At 61.7% G+C, this 17,054-nt stretch carries 17 protein-coding genes and 1 tRNA gene; 15 read left to right on the plus strand and 3 right to left on the minus strand.

What is annotated here, in order from left to right:
* Together Q0094_RS12390 and Q0094_RS12395 are read right to left on the minus strand one after the other, a co-directional pair.
* On the minus strand, positions 1-375 hold a 375-nt coding region (locus Q0094_RS12390; protein ID WP_297619997.1), incomplete at its 3' end, for an acyltransferase family protein.
* Between the two features lie 788 nt (positions 376-1,163).
* Positions 1,164-1,253, minus strand: a tRNA-Ser gene (locus Q0094_RS12395).
* Positions 1,254-1,429: 176 nt separating this feature from the next.
* On the opposite strand from Q0094_RS12395, the gene Q0094_RS12400 reads away from it, so the two are divergent.
* The 9 genes from Q0094_RS12400 to Q0094_RS12440 all read left to right on the plus strand — a co-directional run bounded on the left by Q0094_RS12400 (position 1,430) and on the right by Q0094_RS12440 (position 9,651).
* Complete coding sequence (locus Q0094_RS12400) at positions 1,430-2,341, plus strand: DUF2059 domain-containing protein (RefSeq protein ID WP_297620000.1); 912 nt, start codon at positions 1,430-1,432, stop codon at positions 2,339-2,341.
* Between the two features lie 207 nt (positions 2,342-2,548).
* The gene (locus Q0094_RS12405; protein ID WP_297620004.1) at positions 2,549-3,217 is read left to right on the plus strand and encodes a 50S ribosomal protein L21; all 669 of its coding nucleotides are present in this window, start codon (positions 2,549-2,551) and stop codon (positions 3,215-3,217) included.
* A 13-nt stretch (positions 3,218-3,230) separates the two neighbouring features.
* A complete protein-coding gene (rpmA, locus tag Q0094_RS12410) occupies positions 3,231-3,500 on the plus strand; it encodes a 50S ribosomal protein L27 (protein WP_297620007.1) in 270 nt (89 codons plus the stop codon).
* Between the two features lie 147 nt (positions 3,501-3,647).
* Positions 3,648-4,187 carry a GNAT family N-acetyltransferase gene (locus tag Q0094_RS12415; RefSeq protein ID WP_297620010.1) on the plus strand — a complete coding sequence of 180 codons (540 nt, stop codon included), beginning with the start codon at positions 3,648-3,650 and terminating at the stop codon, positions 4,185-4,187.
* Positions 4,188-4,298: 111 nt separating this feature from the next.
* Positions 4,299-5,336, plus strand: a complete 1,038-nt coding sequence (gene obgE, locus Q0094_RS12420) for a GTPase ObgE (protein WP_297620013.1) — start codon at positions 4,299-4,301, stop codon at positions 5,334-5,336.
* A gap of 23 nt (positions 5,337-5,359) precedes the next feature.
* Positions 5,360-6,466 carry a glutamate 5-kinase gene (gene proB, locus Q0094_RS12425; RefSeq protein WP_297620226.1) on the plus strand — a complete coding sequence of 369 codons (1,107 nt, stop codon included), beginning with the start codon at positions 5,360-5,362 and terminating at the stop codon, positions 6,464-6,466.
* Between the two features lie 10 nt (positions 6,467-6,476).
* The gene (locus tag Q0094_RS12430) at positions 6,477-7,040 is read left to right on the plus strand and encodes an antibiotic biosynthesis monooxygenase (RefSeq protein WP_297620016.1); all 564 of its coding nucleotides are present in this window, start codon (positions 6,477-6,479) and stop codon (positions 7,038-7,040) included.
* A 72-nt stretch (positions 7,041-7,112) separates the two neighbouring features.
* On the plus strand, positions 7,113-8,393 hold the full coding sequence (locus Q0094_RS12435; RefSeq protein WP_297620018.1) for a glutamate-5-semialdehyde dehydrogenase: 1,281 nt from the start codon (positions 7,113-7,115) through the stop codon (positions 8,391-8,393).
* Between the two features lie 70 nt (positions 8,394-8,463).
* Positions 8,464-9,651 (plus strand): aminotransferase class I/II-fold pyridoxal phosphate-dependent enzyme, encoded by a 1,188-nt coding sequence (locus Q0094_RS12440; protein WP_297620021.1) that lies wholly within the window; start codon positions 8,464-8,466, stop codon positions 9,649-9,651.
* A gap of 17 nt (positions 9,652-9,668) precedes the next feature.
* Here Q0094_RS12440 and Q0094_RS12445 read toward each other — a convergent pair whose 3' ends face one another.
* Positions 9,669-10,088, minus strand: coding sequence for a hypothetical protein (locus Q0094_RS12445; RefSeq protein WP_297620023.1), 420 nt, complete (start codon positions 10,086-10,088; stop codon positions 9,669-9,671).
* Between the two features lie 196 nt (positions 10,089-10,284).
* Between Q0094_RS12445 and Q0094_RS12450 the strand changes: the two genes are divergently transcribed.
* The 6 genes from Q0094_RS12450 (at position 10,285) to phoU (ending at position 17,043) form a co-directional block, all read left to right on the plus strand.
* On the plus strand, positions 10,285-11,367 hold the full coding sequence (locus Q0094_RS12450; protein WP_297620026.1) for an ATP-binding protein: 1,083 nt from the start codon (positions 10,285-10,287) through the stop codon (positions 11,365-11,367).
* 166 nt (positions 11,368-11,533) lie between these two features.
* Positions 11,534-12,595, plus strand: a complete 1,062-nt coding sequence (locus tag Q0094_RS12455) for a substrate-binding domain-containing protein (protein ID WP_297620029.1) — start codon at positions 11,534-11,536, stop codon at positions 12,593-12,595.
* A gap of 69 nt (positions 12,596-12,664) precedes the next feature.
* Positions 12,665-14,125, plus strand: a complete 1,461-nt coding sequence (pstC, locus tag Q0094_RS12460) for a phosphate ABC transporter permease subunit PstC (protein ID WP_297620032.1) — start codon at positions 12,665-12,667, stop codon at positions 14,123-14,125.
* Entirely contained in the window at positions 14,122-15,489 is a 1,368-nt protein-coding gene (gene pstA, locus Q0094_RS12465) for a phosphate ABC transporter permease PstA (RefSeq protein ID WP_297620035.1), read from the plus strand. The genes pstC and pstA overlap by 4 nt, the downstream gene beginning before the upstream one ends.
* A gap of 10 nt (positions 15,490-15,499) precedes the next feature.
* Positions 15,500-16,297 carry a phosphate ABC transporter ATP-binding protein PstB gene (gene pstB, locus Q0094_RS12470; RefSeq protein ID WP_297620037.1) on the plus strand — a complete coding sequence of 266 codons (798 nt, stop codon included), beginning with the start codon at positions 15,500-15,502 and terminating at the stop codon, positions 16,295-16,297.
* A gap of 29 nt (positions 16,298-16,326) precedes the next feature.
* Positions 16,327-17,043, plus strand: coding sequence for a phosphate signaling complex protein PhoU (gene phoU / locus Q0094_RS12475; RefSeq protein WP_297620040.1), 717 nt, complete (start codon positions 16,327-16,329; stop codon positions 17,041-17,043).
* Positions 17,044-17,054: the final 11 nt, after the last annotated feature.

Genomic DNA, 17,054 nt, shown 5'->3' on the forward strand with positions numbered 1-17,054 from the left:
CTGTGCCACGACCCATGGCTCAAACTGTTTCTGGATCGCAAAATAGATGTTTGTCGCCGAGAAGAGGTGCCAGAACACGCTTGAGCGAAACCCATCTGCATCAAATATCCATGCTGCTGCAAAGCAGATCATCAGGGCCGGATATAACCGCAAGACTCTTCTGATATAGAAATTGCGTATCACGATGTTGCCAGCGCGCGCCTTGGCGGTCATCAAGACATGCGTGATCAAGAATCCTGATATTACCAGAAACAGCGTTACCCGCACATATTCGGTTATCGGCGCACCGTCCCAGAAATGGACATACAACACCCCGATCATCGCCAAGGTGCGTAGACCATCGAGTTGCGGTCGCCTGGTCAAATGCTCTGCCATATCTCAGTTACCTTCTCGCGCGCCATCCTTCAGCGGGATCACTCGACGTGAGTCAGAAACCAGAGATTCTCAACACTACACATTGACAATGATCAAAAGCTGTTCATTTTTTGACGAACAAGTTGTTCTTTGAGTTGCATAGAAGATGATTACTGAGGCTCATCCCCTGATGGACACATAAAGCTTGGATCTGAGTGACTGTCATCCTGTTTCATTATTGCAGTCATAACCAACGTTTTTTGTTACCAGAATGGTTAGGTTTTCGTGTAATTACTTGCCAATCACGGAAATCTTCGTGCTCCGTTTGGCGAACCGCCGTGGCAGTTCTGTCGATCATCCCCTTGAGCATCAGGCGTTCGGCCACAACATCGCCAAGATCTTGTATAAGAAACCGCCTGACATGTCAGCCTCGGAGCGTTCTGCGCTGAACGCGTTCGTCGAACATGCAAGGGAAGGGGATTTGGTTGGCGGTCACTCTATCGACCGGCAGGCCCGTGACCGGAAAGATTTTCAGGACCGCACCAGCACTTTTGACAAGAAAAGTGCCGCCGTCCCTGCAGGACCGAGGGCCTTGTCTTTGACCCCGGCAAGGCTGACGCCCTGGCAATGTCCCCCTGTAACTCAGCGCCAGTATACACAGCAAGACATCCCAGACGGTCCATGCTTGCTTATGTGGCTGGTGCCAATCCCAATTGTCTGACCGAAGGGGAATACAGGTGGTAAATCGGAGGTGGATATCGCTAACCAATTTCCGCTTAAGAACATGTTTTTAAGGGAAAAAGAATAAATGGCGGAGAGACAGGGATTCGAACCCTGGGTGGGCTTGCACCCACAACGGTTTTCGAGACCGCCCCGTTCGACCGCTCCGGCACCTCTCCGCGCTTTGGGTCAGGGTCAGTGTGCGGGCGTTTATCGACACTGGTCGGGACGCGCAAGGGCCTCTTGCGGGGTGTGGTGGCTTCACCTTCACGGCAAAGGCGCGCAGGGTGGTGGAAATCCGACCTCAAAGGGCACATCTTCCGGGTTCACACCATCCGTCGCCGGAGAGTTCTTCATGACCCGTCCCATGTACCGCAGCTTTGTCCTTGCCTTGGGCGTGCTGGCGGCCAGTGCCATGCTCGCCCCGCTGCCTGCGGTGGCGCAATCGACGAACCCGCCCCAAGAGAGCCGCGCCTTGATCCCCTCAGGCCCGCTGTCCGAGGTCGCCCCTGACATCCATCAGCTGTTTGTCGCCATCGGGCTTTATGAGGTGCTGGGCATCATGTCTGCCGAGGGGCTGGCCGCGGCCCCGGATCTTGAGGCCGAATTCTTTCCGGGCAAGGGCGGCAGCGCATGGATGGCCACAACGGCCAGCATCTATTCCACCGAGCGCATGATCGCCCGGTTCGAAGCGGCGGCGCCCATCGATCGGCTGACGCCGGAATTCCGCGCTACGCTGAGCGCGTTTTTCGACAGCGCGCTTGGCCAACGCGTCGCCCAGGGCGAAATCGCGGCACGGCGTGCCTTTCTGGATCGCGCAATCGAAGAGGCCGCAACCGAGCTGGCCCAACGCCGCGCCGCCGAAGGAGATCCGCGCGTGGCGCAGCTGACGCGGTTCATCGCGGTCAACGATCTGGTCGAACGCAATGTGTCGGGCGCGCTCAATTCCAATTTCGCCTTTTACCGCGCGCTGTCCGATGGCGGCGCCTTTGCCGCGCCCATCCCCGAAGAGATGATGCTGGCCGAAGTCTGGGCGCAAGAACCCGGGATCCGCGCCGAAACCCTTGACTGGCTTTTTGCCTATCAGATGCTGGCCTACGAAGATCTGAGCGACGCCGAGATGGATGCCTATATCGCCTTGTCCGAAAGCCCCGCAGGGCAGGCGGTCAATGCCATATTGTTTTCCGGCTTCGATGGGCTGTTCGAGGCGATCAGCAATGATCTGGGCCGGGCGGCGGCAGGGTTCATCGCGGGCGAAGATACCTGATGCCCCGCGCCCCTTGCGCGCTTGACAGCGAGGGGCGTTTGAGGCAAGTGCAGGCCTTCTTCGACGGCTCGAATACGGGGCGGCGATGGAACATGGTTTGACACACGCCCCCAACAGGGGCGCGCTGTCCGAGGCGGGGACCATCCCCAAGAACATCTGCTGCGGCAGGGGCCACAGGGCGCGGGAAACAAGAAGGAACAGATTGCGATGTTCGCAGTCCTCAAGACGGGCGGCAAGCAGTACAAGGTGCAGGCGGGTGACGTCCTGCGCGTGGAACGGCTGGCGGCAGAGGCGGGTGAGACCGTCCAATTCAACGAGATTCTGATGCTGGGTGGCGAGACCAACAGTGTTGGCAGCCCGATGATCACGGGTGCGGCGGTGCAGGCCACCGTTGTCGACCAGATCAAGGGCGAAAAGCTCATCCATTTCGTCAAGCGCCGCCGCAAGCATTCGTCGCAGCGCACCAAGGGCCACCGCCAGAAACTGACGCTGGTGCGCATCACCGAAATCCTTGCTTCGGGCGCTGAAACCACAGGCGTCAAGGTCGCGATCGGCACGGGGTCGCTGTCTCAGGCAGCCAAGGACGCCATGGCGCCTGCATCCAACAAAGGTGCAGCCCCCAAGGGCGCCGCCGCCGCAAAAGCCGCCGCACCTAAGGCTGCGACAGTCGCCGCCGCTGGCGGTGAGCTGAAAAAGCTGACGGGCGTTGGCCCTGCGCTGGAAAAGAAGCTGATCGAGGGTGGCGTCGTTGACCTTGCCCAGATCGCTGGCTGGAGCGCGGCCGATGTGGCGGCCTTTGACGAAAAGCTGAACCTCAAGGGCCGGATCGAGCGCGATGGCTGGGTCGATCAGGCCAAAGCCCTGATCGCAGGCTAAGGAGACATAAGAAATGGCACATAAAAAAGCTGGTGGTAGTTCCCGCAACGGCCGCGACAGCGCGGGTCGCAGGCTTGGCGTCAAGAAGTTCGGCGGCGAAGCCGTGATCCCGGGCAACATCATTCTGCGCCAGCGCGGGACCAAATGGCATCCCGGCGCGGGCGTGGGCATTGGCAAGGATCACACGATCTTTGCCGTGGTCGAGGGCAGCGTGACATTCGCAAAGGGCCTCAAGGGGCGCACCTTCGTATCGGTGCTGCCACAAGCCGAGGCCGCAGAATAACGCCGCATTCCCAGACGGGGCATCGTTTCGAGGGGCCGGCGGATCTGCCGGCCCCTTTCGTTTTTTGGTGACAATCTTGTGCCAATGCTGCGCGCGCCCCACCTGAAAGGGGCGCGGCGAAGGTCACAGGGTCAGGGAGACGCAGGAATGAAACAGGACATCATCATCCTTCAGCCGGTCATTGAAACCGCCCGGATGATCTTGCGCCCGCTGCGTGCCTCGGATGTGGGGCTGATGACGCTTTATGCGGCCGATCGTCGGGTGGCACAGATGACCACCTCCATTCCCCATCCCTATCCGCCCGGTGCGGCCGAGCAGTTCGTGGCCCGCGCCACACGGCCCGACCGCACGGATTTCACCTGGGCGATGGATGCGTCCGACAGGGGCGGGGCCGAATTGCATGGCATGATCACGCTCAAGCAGATGGACCGGGACCAATCTGAAATCGGCTATTGGGTGGCACCTGCGATGTGGAACAGCGGCCTTGCATCGGATGCGGTCAAGGCGCTCATCGTGGCCAATCCGCTGGCCAACAAGACGATCTTTGCCAGCGTTCTTCAGGACAATCCGGGTTCTGCGCGGGTTTTGACCAATGCGGGCTTCGTCTATCTGGGCGATGCCGAGGCGTTTTGTGTCGCACGCGGCGCCAAGATGGCCACATGGACCTATCTGAAACGGCTGGCATAATCCTGTCGGCCCGGTGTATCGAAGGCCCGGGGGACATCTTGCCCCCGGCACCATCCCGCGCGCGCCCCTCGCTGACGGCGGCGCGGGCCCACAGCGAAAACAGGCCGTAGCATGAAGTTCCTCGATCTTGCCAAGGTATACATCCGATCCGGTTCGGGCGGGGGGGGCTGCGTGTCTTTCCGGCGCGAGAAATTCGTCGAGAACGGCGGCCCCGACGGCGGCGATGGTGGATGTGGCGGCGATGTCTGGGCCGAAGCGGTCGATGGGCTGAACACCTTGATCGATTTTCGCTACCAGCCGCATTTCTTTGCAAAAAGCGGCCAACCCGGCATGGGGCGGCAGCGGTCGGGCAAGGATGGCGACGACATCGTGCTGCGCGTGCCGGCGGGAACCGAGATCCTCGATGAGGATGAGGAAACGGTGATCGCCGATCTGACCGAGTTGGGAAGCCGCGTGCTCTTGGCCAAGGGCGGCAATGGCGGCTGGGGCAATCTGCAGTTCAAGACCTCGACCAATCAGGCGCCGCGCCGCGCCAACCCCGGTCAGGAGGGGGTGGAGCGCACGCTTTGGCTACGCCTCAAGCTGATCGCCGATGTGGGTCTGCTGGGCCTGCCCAATGCAGGCAAATCAACCTTTCTGGCCGCGACATCGAATGCGCGTCCCAAGATCGCCGATTACCCCTTTACCACGCTGCATCCCAATTTGGGGGTGGTGGGCGTGGACAATGTCGAATTCGTGGTGGCCGATATCCCCGGCCTGATCGAAGGCGCACATGAGGGGCGGGGCTTGGGCGATCTGTTCTTGGGCCATGTCGAACGCTGTGCGGTGCTTTTGCATCTGGTCGATGGCACGTCCGATGATGTCGCCACCGATTACGACGTCATCATCGGTGAACTGGAAGCCTATGGCGGGGCGCTTGCCGACAAGCCGCGCATCACGGTTCTCAACAAGATCGACGCGCTGACCGCCGCCGAGATTGCAGAAAAACGCGCGGCATTGGCCGATGCCTCGGGTGGGGCTGTGATGGTGATGTCGGGCGTGGCGCGCACAGGTCTGACCGAAGTGCTGCGCGCCTTGCGCGCACAGATCGATGCCGGCCGCCTGCGCATGCGCATCCACCGCGAGGAGCCACAACCGTGGCGGCCCTGACCGAAACCCACCACGACGCTCCATTGCCCGCCTTGACCCAAGCGCGGCGGCTTGTGGTCAAGATCGGATCGGCGCTGTTGGTCGATCAGGTGACGGGCGCGCTCAGGGCCGATTGGCTGCGGGCTTTGGCCGCCGATGTGGCGATGCTGAAAGCGCGCGGCATGGATGTGATCCTTGTCTCCTCGGGCTCGATTGCCTTGGGGCGCAATGTGCTGGCCTTGGGGCAGGGGGCGTTGTCGCTCGATGAGGCGCAAGCGGCCGCGTCCGTGGGCCAGATCCGGCTTGCCCGCGCCTATGAGGCCGCGTTGGAACCCCATGGCATTGTCGCGGCACAGATCCTGCTCACGCTTGACGACAGCGCCGATCGGCGGCGCTATCTGAACACGCGGGCAACCTTTGCCGCGCTGCTGGCGCGCGGCGCGGTCCCGATCGTGAACGAAAACGACACCATCGCCACCGACGAAATCCGCTATGGCGACAACGACCGGCTGGCGGCCAATGTGGCGGTGATGGCGGGGGCCGACATCTGCGTGCTCCTGTCCGATATCGACGGGCTCTACACCGCCAACCCGCGCGTGGATGCCAGCGCGCGTCACTTGTCCGTGGTCGCGTCCATCACCCCCGATATCGAAGCCATGGCGGGCGATGCGGGCACCGGCCTGTCCAAGGGCGGCATGAAGACCAAGCTGATGGCCGCGCGCACCGCGACGGCGGCGGGCTGTGCCATGGCGATTGCCCAAGGCGCCGGTTTGAACCCCTTGTCGGCCATGACCCAAGGGGCGCGCGTGACATGGTTCACCGCCACGCTCGACCCGCAAACCGCGCGCAAGGCCTGGATTTCGGCGATGAAACCCAAGGGCGCGCTGCGGCTCGATGCGGGGGCTGCGGCGGCCTTGGCGCGCGGCAAATCCTTGCTGCCCGCCGGGGTGGTGGCTGTCATGGGCGATTTTCAACGTGGCGACCCTGTGGCCATGGAAGGGCCCGATGGCGCGCGGCTGGGTCTTGGCCTGAGCCGCTATACCGCCACCGAGGCACGCGCCATCGCCGGGCACCGCTCGGATGAGATCACGGCGATCCTTGGCTATCCGGGGCGCGCGGCGCTTGTCCATCGTGACGATATGGCCGTCTGAGGGGAAAAACATGCACGGGCTGTTTTTCGACGTGGAACCAAAACCGGGGCATATGCCCCATTATTTCACCCATGTGGACCGGCTGAAACCGATCCTTGCCCAACACAAGGGGCTGGTGTTTCTGGACCGCTACCGCCCGCTTGACGATGCGGGCGCGCTCTTGTCGCATCAGCTTTGGGCCGATGAAGAGGCCATCGCCAGTTGGCGCGCCGACAGCACCCATCGCGCCAGCCAATCGGCAGGCCGCAAGATCCATTTCGACGGCTACCGCATCCGCGTGGGGGCCATGGTCGCGCATCTGACCCAGACGGAAAGCACAAACCTCGAGGATCTTCCGGCGGACCGTCTTCTGGTCGTGGCCTATGGCCGGGCTCCGATCCTGTTGGCACATGCGCGCGCCTATGAAAGCGTGAACAATCCCGGCCGCTTCGTGACGCTGGCCCCGCACGGCGACCGGGCCACCGCACAGGTCCTGGCCCGCGATGCGATCGCGCAGGGCGCCGAGGATCTGCGCATCTTTGCCGTCGCGCGCGATTACACCCTGACCGACCGCTCCGAAGCCCCGAACCCGTAGCGCTGCCTTGCCCTTCATCTTTCTACAAATACGCCTATCCTGAGCCCTCCATCCCACGCAAAGGCCCGCTTGATGCACGACCCGATCCAGAGCCAAGCCAGTGATATCCGCGCACTGATGAAGCAGATGGGCGAGCGCGCGCGCGCTGCGGCGTCGGCGCTGGCCATCGCCACGCCCGAGGCAAAGCGCCATGCGCTGGAAACAGCGGCACAGTTGATCGTGGCGCGTGCCGATGCGATCCTTGCCGCCAATGCCCGCGACATGGAATTCGGGCGCGACAAGGGTCTGTCGGCTGCCATGCTGGACAGGCTGGAATTGACGCCCGCGCGGCTGGATGCCATCGCCCAGGGGCTGCGCGCGGTCGGCGCTCAAGATGACCCGGTGGGCAGCGTCATCGCTCAGTGGGATCGGCCCAATGGCTTGCACATCGCGCGTGTGCGCACGCCCTTGGGGGTGATCGGCGTGATTTATGAAAGTCGGCCCAATGTCACGGCCGATGCCGGTGCGCTTTGCCTGAAATCGGGCAATGCGGTGATCTTGCGGGGGGGCTCGGAAAGCCTGCATTCCTCGGGCGTGCTGGTCGATTGCCTGCGCGCGGGCCTGGCTGCCGCGGATCTGCCCGAGGATGCGGTGCAACTCGTGCCGACGCGCGACCGCGCGGCGGTGCGCGAATTGCTCACCATGACCGAATATGTCGATGTAATCGTGCCGCGCGGCGGCAAGGGGCTGGTGGGGCTGGTACAGGCCGAAGCAAGGGTCCCCGTCTTTGCCCATCTCGAAGGCATCTGTCATGTCTATATCGACGCGGCCGCCGATCCCGACAAGGCGCTGCGCGTCACGCTGAACGCCAAGACGCGGCGCACGGGGGTTTGCGGCGCGGCCGAATGCCTTCTTATCCACCGCGATGTGCTGGCGACGATCGGGCGCGATGTGATCGCGGCGCTGGTGGCGGCAGGGGTTGAAGTGCGGGGCGACCAGATGCTGCAAGACCTGCCGGGCGTCGTGCCCGCGACCCAAGCCGATTGGGGCCGCGAATTTCTGGACATGATCATCGCCGCCCGCGTGGTCGATGATATCGATGCCGCCATCGCCCATATCCGGCGTCATGGCTCCAGCCATACCGAAAGCATCCTGACCGAAGATGACAGTGCCGCCGCACAATTCTTTGCCCAACTCGACAGTGCGATCCTGATGCGCAACGCCTCGACCCAGTTTGCCGATGGCGGTGAGTTCGGCATGGGGGCCGAGATCGGCATCGCCACGGGCAAACTGCATGCGCGCGGGCCCGTGGGGGCCGAACAATTGACCACCTTCAAATATCTCGTGACCGGAAACGGCACGATCCGACCCTAGAAAAATCCTTGAAAGGATTTTTCCACGAATTTTCGTACGAAAATTCGAACCCTTGCCCGATGGAGTTGACATGACTGACCGCCGCAACGACCGCCCCCAGACGCTTGTGCGCCGCCATCCGCTGACCGAAGGCGTCAGCCGGGCCGTGGTCACGCCGATCCAGCCCTCTGTGGTCTATGCCTCGCCCTCCATCGACATGCTGCACGCCCAATACGAAGGCCGCGCGCAGGGCTATACCTATGCGCGGGAGGGCCACCCCAATGCGACGCTTCTGGCCCAAAAGATCGACATGCTGGAAGGGGCAACCGGCGGTCTGATCACCGGATCGGGCATGGCGGCCGTCACCGCCGCGATCATGGGGCTGTTGGGGGCAGGGGACCACATCATCGGTGCCGACCAGTTGTATGGGCGTTCGCTGCGTCTGATGCACCAGGACCTTGCGCGCTTTGGCATCGCCACGACCCTGGTCGATGTCGGCAACCCCGAGGCGCTGCGCGCCGCGATCAGGCCCGAGACAAGGATGATCTTGCTCGAGGTGGTATCGAACCCGACCCTGCGGGTGGCTGATATGGACGGCATCATCGCGGTGGCGAAAGAGGCGGGCGTGCGGGTCGCGGTCGACAACACCTTTACCACACCCATGGGCTACCGCCCCTTTGATCACGGGGCCGATATCGTGATCCATTCGGTGACCAAGCTGCTCGCGGGCCATTCGGATGTGACGCTGGGCTATGTCGCCGCGTCCGATCCCGCCGACACCAAAAAGATCTATGATTTCGCGGTGACCACAGGGCTTACGCCCAGCCCCTATGACTGCTGGCTGGCCGAGCGGGGGCTTTATACCTTTCCGCTGCGCTTCGACCGCGCCGAGGCAAACGCCGCGCGTCTGGCCGATTGGTTCGCGACCCAGCCCAAGGTGGCGAAAGTTCTCTATCCCGGACGCACCGATCACCCCGACCATGTACGCGCCAAGGCGCTGTTGGCGGGGCGCTATGGCAACATGCTGAGCATCATGATCGATGGCGATGCGGCCGCGGCCAATCGCATGGTCGAAGCCATGCCCGAGATGGCCTTTGCGCCAACCTTGGGCGATGTGGGCACGACGCTGAGCCATCCGCCATCCTCGTCGCATCGTGGCTTGACGCCCGCGGGGCGGGCCGCGCTGGGGATCACGGACGGGTTTTTCCGCATCTCGGTGGGCATCGAGGATGTTGATCTGCTGATTGCGGATTTTGAAGCAGGCCTGGCCGCCATTTAGGCGGCGCGGCGGCCCGCCTAAAGCGAATGCAGGGGCGATGATCCATCAAGGATGATGACGTCGAAATTGATGCCGGGCGATTGTGCGGCGACTTCGCGGCGAATCAATGTGGGGTTGGGCAAACGGTCAACGAGTGCCAGATACCTGCCGCGGTAGCCGTTTTGCGCCAGGAACCGTGCCAGATCGAGCGCATCAAAGCCGGGCGTCACCAGATTTGACAAGATCAGGACAGGCGCCGCGGGCCCCGTCAGCGCTTCGTCGGGAAGACCATCGAGGGTAACGCTGCGAATCTTGGAACCGGGCTGAAGCACGTTGCGCGGCAGCGCCGCCACCACGGCGGGCGCGATGTCCACGGCCAGCACACGCTTGGTCTGCGCTTCCGTCTCTGACCCGATTTGTTGGGCCTGAGCAAGGGCTTGCCTGTTACGTCCATTCATTGTCGGCACCCTGCTTTTACCTGTGGTCCGGGACGTCTTTTCAGGCCGCGTCGCGCCGCACCATGTCTGTTTATAGCGCAAAAATTTCCTTGGCAAAGATAACTTCTGCAAATGATACGACCACTGCGATCATTGCCAAGGTGCAGGAATTGCGTCACAGGCAACATCACACCCGATACGCACAGGGGGGCTTGGAATGGTTGAAGCAACGCTGAGCGACATCATGGCGGCCGTGCCCGAGCCGATGCTGCATCTGTCGCAGTCAGGGCAGGTGGCACAGGCCAATCACGCCGCGCGCGTGCTTTTGGGCGACTGGATCGAAGGGCGCAGCTATGCGGCCGTTTTGCGCCAACCGGGTCTGCTCAGCGCGATCGAGGCCGCACAAGGCGGTGGCACCGAAACCGAAGCGCGGCTGCATCTGACCGATCAGACGGGCGAATCACAATTCCGCGTCAGGATCTCGCCGGTGGGCGCGCCGAACGCGCGCGGGATACGCGCGCTGCTGCTGCATCTGACCGACATCACCCATCTGCACGAAGCCGAAGAAATGCGCCGGGATTTCGTGGCCAATGTCAGCCATGAATTGCGCACGCCTCTGACGGCCGTGATGGGCTTTATCGAGACGCTGCGCGGCCCTGCGCGCGATGACGCGGCCGCGCGCGAACGGTTTCTGGGCATCATGGAGGCTGAAGCGCGGCGGATGAACCGGCTTGTGTCGGATCTCTTGTCGCTGAGCCGGGTCGAATCGCAAGAACGCCAACGCCCATCGACCGATGTGGATCTCAAGGTGGTGCTGGAAGGGGTGATTGCAGCACTCAGGCCGGCCGCCGAGGATCAGGGGTGTTCGCTGGTCTTGGAGTTTGCGCCACCCGAGCCGGGCCTGGTGCCAGTCATGATCGCATCGGGCTACCGGCTGAAGGGCGACCGGGATCAATTGATGCAGGTGTTTTTGAACCTGTGCGAGAATGCGCTGAAATACGGGGGCACGGGTAAATCCGTGACCGTGCGGCTGGGATGGCAGGCAGGGACAGGCGCGATCAAGGGGCCGGTGCTGGTGACACAGGTGATCGATCAGGGCGAAGGTATCGACCCGCTGCACATCCCGCGGCTGACCGAACGATTCTACCGCGTCGACAATCACCGCAGCCGGGCCATGGGCGGCACCGGGCTGGGGCTGGCCATCGTCAAGCATATCGTGAACCGCCACCGCGGACGGCTGCGGATCGACTCGCAACTGGGGCAGGGCAGCGTTTTTACCGTGGTGCTGCCTGCTGCATGACACCACGATGCCGGGACCCCAGGAAACCGGCACCTGTCGCGCGATCATGTCACAAAACTGTTACGCAGACGTCACAAAAGCATTGCGCAGGCGCTTTAGGCGGTCGTCCAAGAACGCTCATTCGGATGCGTTCGGGATGTGTGACTAAAATCAGGAGATCCCTTCCATGTCGCTCGTTAAACTTTCCGTTTCCGTGCTGGCAGTGACTGCCGTATGCGCAACTGGCGCCTTTGCCCAAAGCCGCGAAAACGTGCAGATCACCGGTTCCTCGACCGTTTTGCCGTATTCGACCATCGTGGCCGAAGCCTTTGGCGAGAATTTCGATTTCCCGACCCCGGTCGTGGAAGGTGGTGGCTCGGGTGCCGGCCGCGCCAAGATGTGCGAAGGCGTGGGCCCCAACACGGTCGATATCGCCAACTCTTCCTCGCGCATCACGCAGCGCGACCTTGACACCTGCGCCTCCAATGGCGTGACCGAGGTCATGGAAGTGCGTTTCGGCTATGATGGGATCGTTTTCGCATCCGATGTGAACGGGCCCGCATTCGAATTCACGCCCGGCGATCTGTATAACGCCGTTGCCGCCAACGTCGCCGTGAACGGCGCGATCCAGCCCAACACCTACAGCCAGTGGGCGGAATTCAACGCAGCCCTTCCCGCCCAGGACATTCTTGTTCTGTCGCCCGGCACCAAGCACGGCACCCGCGAAGTTTACGATGTGCGCGTGATCCAGGCAGGCTGCAAGGAAACCGGTGCTTATGATCTGTTCTTGGCTGTAGCCGAAGGCGCCGATGATCGTGCCAAGCAGAATGCCGCGAATGCAAAATGCGTTGAGCTGCGCACCGATGGCCGCAACATCGACATCGACGGCGACTACACCGAAACGCTGCAGCGTCTGGACAATGACAAGAACGCCATCGGTGTGTTCGGCCTGTCATTCTACCAAAACAACACCGACAAGCTGCGCGTTGCCACGATGAACGGCATCGTTCCCTCGACCGAGTCGATTGCCACTGGCGAATACCCGGTGTCTCGCCCGCTGTTCTTCTACGTGAAGATGGCGCATCTCGACGTGATCCCCGGCCTGCAGGACTATGTTGAGTTCTTCGTGTCCGACGACATGGCAGGCCCGAATGGCCCGCTGGCCCAGTATGGCCTCGTCTCGGACCCGGAACTGGCCGCGACCCAGGACATGGTGCGCAACCGCGTCGCCATGGGCCCGCTGAACTGATCTGACGAAACTGCGGCGCCCCGGGCTTGTCCCGGGGTGCTGTTTTCTTGATAATGCGGGGCGCGCCTGATGACCGTCACATCTCTTGTTTTGCTGCTGCTCGTCCTTGGCGCTGCCGGGTTTTTCCTTGGTCGCGGGCGGGCGCTGGCAAGCGCTCAGGGTGACATGCGGCGCCTGCATTCCTTGCCGAACTACTACGGCTGGCACGGTGCGATCTTGGCGTTCTTGCCTGCGATGCTTGTCTTGACCCTTTGGGTGATCACGCATCCGATCTTGATTGAACGCCAACTGGCAGATTTTTTTCCGGCTGAGCAATTTGAACGAGATGCTGACCGTATCCTTTTGATGGCCGATGTGCGCCGCGTGGCAGAGGGCATCGACAGTGCAGTCGCCGCTGGGGCGCTGAGTGCAGAGGATGCGATCGCGCTGAACACCGATGCCGATAATGTGCGCGCACGTTTGGGCGAGGTTGGCGTGGCCCTTGGCGCCGACGTCACCGCCGAGGTGCTGCAAGCCTCGCAGCGTTACCGCGAATTGGCCAGCACGGGCGGGCTGTTTCGCGCGATCGCCACTATCATCGTCGCCTTGGGCGGGCTGGCTTATGCAATCAAGATCACGGCAGCCGATCTGCGGGCAAGAAACCGTGTAGAATCGGTGGTTCTGGGTGTGTTGATGATGGCGTCGACCATCGCGGTCCTGACCACGATCGGCATCGTGATTTCAATGCTGTCGGAAACGATCCGCTTTTCAACCATGTATCCCTTTGCAGATTTCCTGTTCGGATTGACATGGTCCCCGACATTCCAGGGCGTCAGCCAGCTTGGGTTGTTGCCGCTGTTGTGGGGCACATTCTACATCAGCATCGTTGCGATGCTGGTTGCTGTGCCCACGGGTCTTTTCACTGCGATCTATCTGGCCGAATACGCCAGCCCCCGCGTCCGGTCCGTGGTAAAGCCGCTGATCGAGGTAATCGCGGGCATCCCCACGGTGGTCTTTGGCCTGTTTGCATTGGTGACGGTTGGGCCGTTCTTGCGCGATTACATCGCCGAGCCGAGCGGGCTGGGCACATCGGGGTCGTCGGTAATGACGGCGGGCATTGTGATCGGCATTTTGAACGTACCCTTCATCTCGTCGCTGGCCGACGACATCATGAATGCGGTGCCACAAGCCTTGCGCGATGGCTCTTATGGGTTGGGGGCTACCAAATCGGAAACCATCCGCCAGGTGATCTTGCCTGCCGCCTTGCCGGGCATTGTGGGTGCCATCTTGCTGGCCGCCAGCCGCGCAATCGGTGAGACGATGATCGTGACCATGGGGGCAGGGGCGGCAGCCAAACTGGACCTGAATCCCTTTGAGGCGATGACGACGATCACCGTCAAGATCGTCAGCCAATTGACCGGCGATGGTGAATTCAACTCGCCCGAGACACTGGTGGCCTTCGCGTTGGGGATGACGCTCTTTGTCATAACGCTGGGGTTGAACATCTTTGCGCTTTGGGTCGTGCGCAAATACCGGGAGCAATACGAATGACTGACGCAACATCAGCCAATGTCCCGGCACAACCTGAAACGTCTGCGCCCGCATCCTCGCTGTTGCTGCAGACAGACCGGATGAAGCGCCGCAACGCCGCCGAATCCCGGTTCAAGGCCTATGGTATCGTCGCCATCTGCGTCAGCCTGTCAGTTTTGTTCATCATGCTCTGGACGATCTTTTCCGATGGCGTCTCGGCGTTTCGGCAGGCGACATTTTCCTTTGACGTCACGCTTGATGCCGCGCGGCTGGACCCAAATGGCAACCGCCAGCGCGACGAGATGATGCGCGTGACCACGATCGGCTACACCGGCTTGCTGAATGACAATTTGATTGTCTATCTGAACGCGCGTGCCATCTCGACCGAAGGCGTAACGGAGCGAGAGATCGCGGCCTTCATCTCGCGCGACACGCCCGCGCGGCTTCGTCATATGGTGATCGAAGACCCCTCGCTGCTGGGTCAGACCATCCGGTTCGAGGGCTTTGCCACAGGCCGGATCGATGGCTACCTCAAGGGCCGGGTGACGCGAGACAGCGCAGAGCGCGACACCAATATCTCGGTCGCCCAGCTCGATCTGGCCGATCGCATGGTCGATGACGGGCTCTTGTCGCTCAAGTTCAACTGGGGCTTTCTGACCAATCCCGATGCGTCCGACCAGCGCCCCGAAGCGTCGGGGCTGGGCGTGGCGATGATTGGCTCTGCTTACATGATGCTCTTGGTCGCGATCATGGTGCTGCCGCTTGGCGTTTCTGCCTCCATCTACCTTGAGGAATTCGCGCCCAAGAACCGCTGGACCGATCTGATCGAGGTCAATATCTCGAACCTCGCGGCTGTCCCTTCGATTGTCTATGGCATCTTGGGTCTGGCCATCTTCATCAATTTTGCCCAGTTTCCGCAATCCTCGCCGCTTGTGGGGGCGTTGGTGCTGACGTTGATGACACTGCCCACGATCATCATCGCGACGCGCGCGGCCATTCGCGCCGTGCCGCCCTCGATCCGGGATGCGGCGATGGGGGTTGGTGCCTCCAAGATGCAGGTGGTGTTTCACCATGTGTTGCCCTTGGCCGCGCCGGGTATCTTGACGGGCACCATTCTTGGGCTGGCCTCGGCGCTTGGGGAAACCGCGCCGCTGCTGTTGATCGGCATGGTGGCGTTTGTGGCCAACTACCCCTCGGGTCCGCTGGATGGGGGTGTTCTTGATCCGGCCACCGCACTGCCTGTGCAGGTGTATTCCTGGGCCTCGCGCGCCGATCCTGCGTTTATCGAACGTTCAGCGGGGGCGATCATCGTGCTTTTGGCCTTTTTGCTGATCATGAATATTCTGGCGATTGTGTTGCGTCGTCGCTTTGAGCGGCGGTGGTAAGGGGCAAAAGATGGATGACCAACTAATCGTGGAGAGAGCTGTGAGCGCACAGGACATCAAGATCACCGCCCGTGGCGTGCAGGTGTATTATGGCGACAAACACGCACTCAAGGATGTGAATGTCGATATTCTGACCAACACCGTGACGGCTTTTATCGGGCCATCGGGCTGCGGCAAATCCACATTTCTGCGCTGTCTGAACCGGATGAACGACACCGTGGCCATCGCGCGTGTCGAAGGCGACATCCGCATCGATGGCGAAGACATCTATGACAAGCGCGTCGATCCGGTGCAGCTGCGCGCCAAGGTGGGCATGGTGTTTCAAAAGCCCAATCCCTTTCCGAAATCGATCTACGACAATGTCGCCTATGGACCCAAGATCCATGGTCTGGCGCGCGGCAAGGCGGAACTTGACGAGATCGTCGAGCAAAGCCTGCGCAAGGCCGCGCTGTGGGACGAGGTCAAGGATCGGCTCAAGGAATCGGGAACGGGGCTTTCGGGTGGACAGCAACAGCGGCTGTGCATCGCGCGCGCCATCGCGACCGGCCCCGAAGTGCTCTTGATGGACGAGCCCTGTTCCGCGCTTGACCCGATTGCCACCGCACAGGTCGAGGAATTGATCGATGAATTGCACGAAAAATTCTCGGTCGTGATCGTGACCCATTCCATGCAACAGGCCGCCCGCGTCAGCCAGAAGACGGCCTTTTTTCACCTCGGCAGTCTGGTGGAATACGGCAACACATCGAAGATTTTTACCAACCCCGACGATCCACGCACCGAAAGCTACATCACCGGTCGGATCGGTTGAGGCCATATCGTTTAGGGCAGGGGGGAACCATGCCGAGTTCAGAACACATCGTTACAGGCTTTGATCGCGACCTTGAGGGCATTCAGGCGCAGATCATGCGCATGGGCGGGCTGGTTGAAGAAGCCATCGCCAAGGCCACCGAGGCACTGGAAACGCGCGACGCCGAACTGGCCCGGTCCGTGCGCAGCGCAGACGTGGCCATCGACCGGCTGGAAGAACAGGTCAACAACGAGGCCGCGCGCATCATCGCCCAACGCCAGCCCATCGCATCAGACCTTCGGACGGTTTTGACGGTGTTTCGCGTCTCCACCAATCTGGAGCGGATCGGCGATTATGCCAAGAACATCGCCAAGCGCACCGAAACCATCATTGACCAGCCACCCGTAAACGGCACGGGCGCCTCGCTCAGGCGGATGGCCCGTCAGGTGGAACTGATGCTCAAGGACGCGCTTGATGCCTATATCCAGCGCGACGCAGACCTGGCCGCCGATGTGCGCGCGCGCGACCGCGATGTCGATCAGATGTATTCGGCCCTGTTTCGCGAATACCTGACCTTCATGATGGAGGATCCGCGCAACATCACCACCTGCATGCATCTGCATTTCATGGCCAAGAACATCGAGCGCATGGGTGATCACGTCACATCCATCGCCGAACAGGTGATTTATCTGGTGACGGGCGGTATGCCCGATGATGATCGCCCCAAAAATGACCGAACTGCGCTGGACGCGGGGCAGGGTCGCTGAACATTCAGGGG

This window comes from uncultured Roseicyclus sp., assembly GCF_937892565.1.
Taxonomy (GTDB): Bacteria; Pseudomonadota; Alphaproteobacteria; order Rhodobacterales; family Rhodobacteraceae; genus Roseicyclus.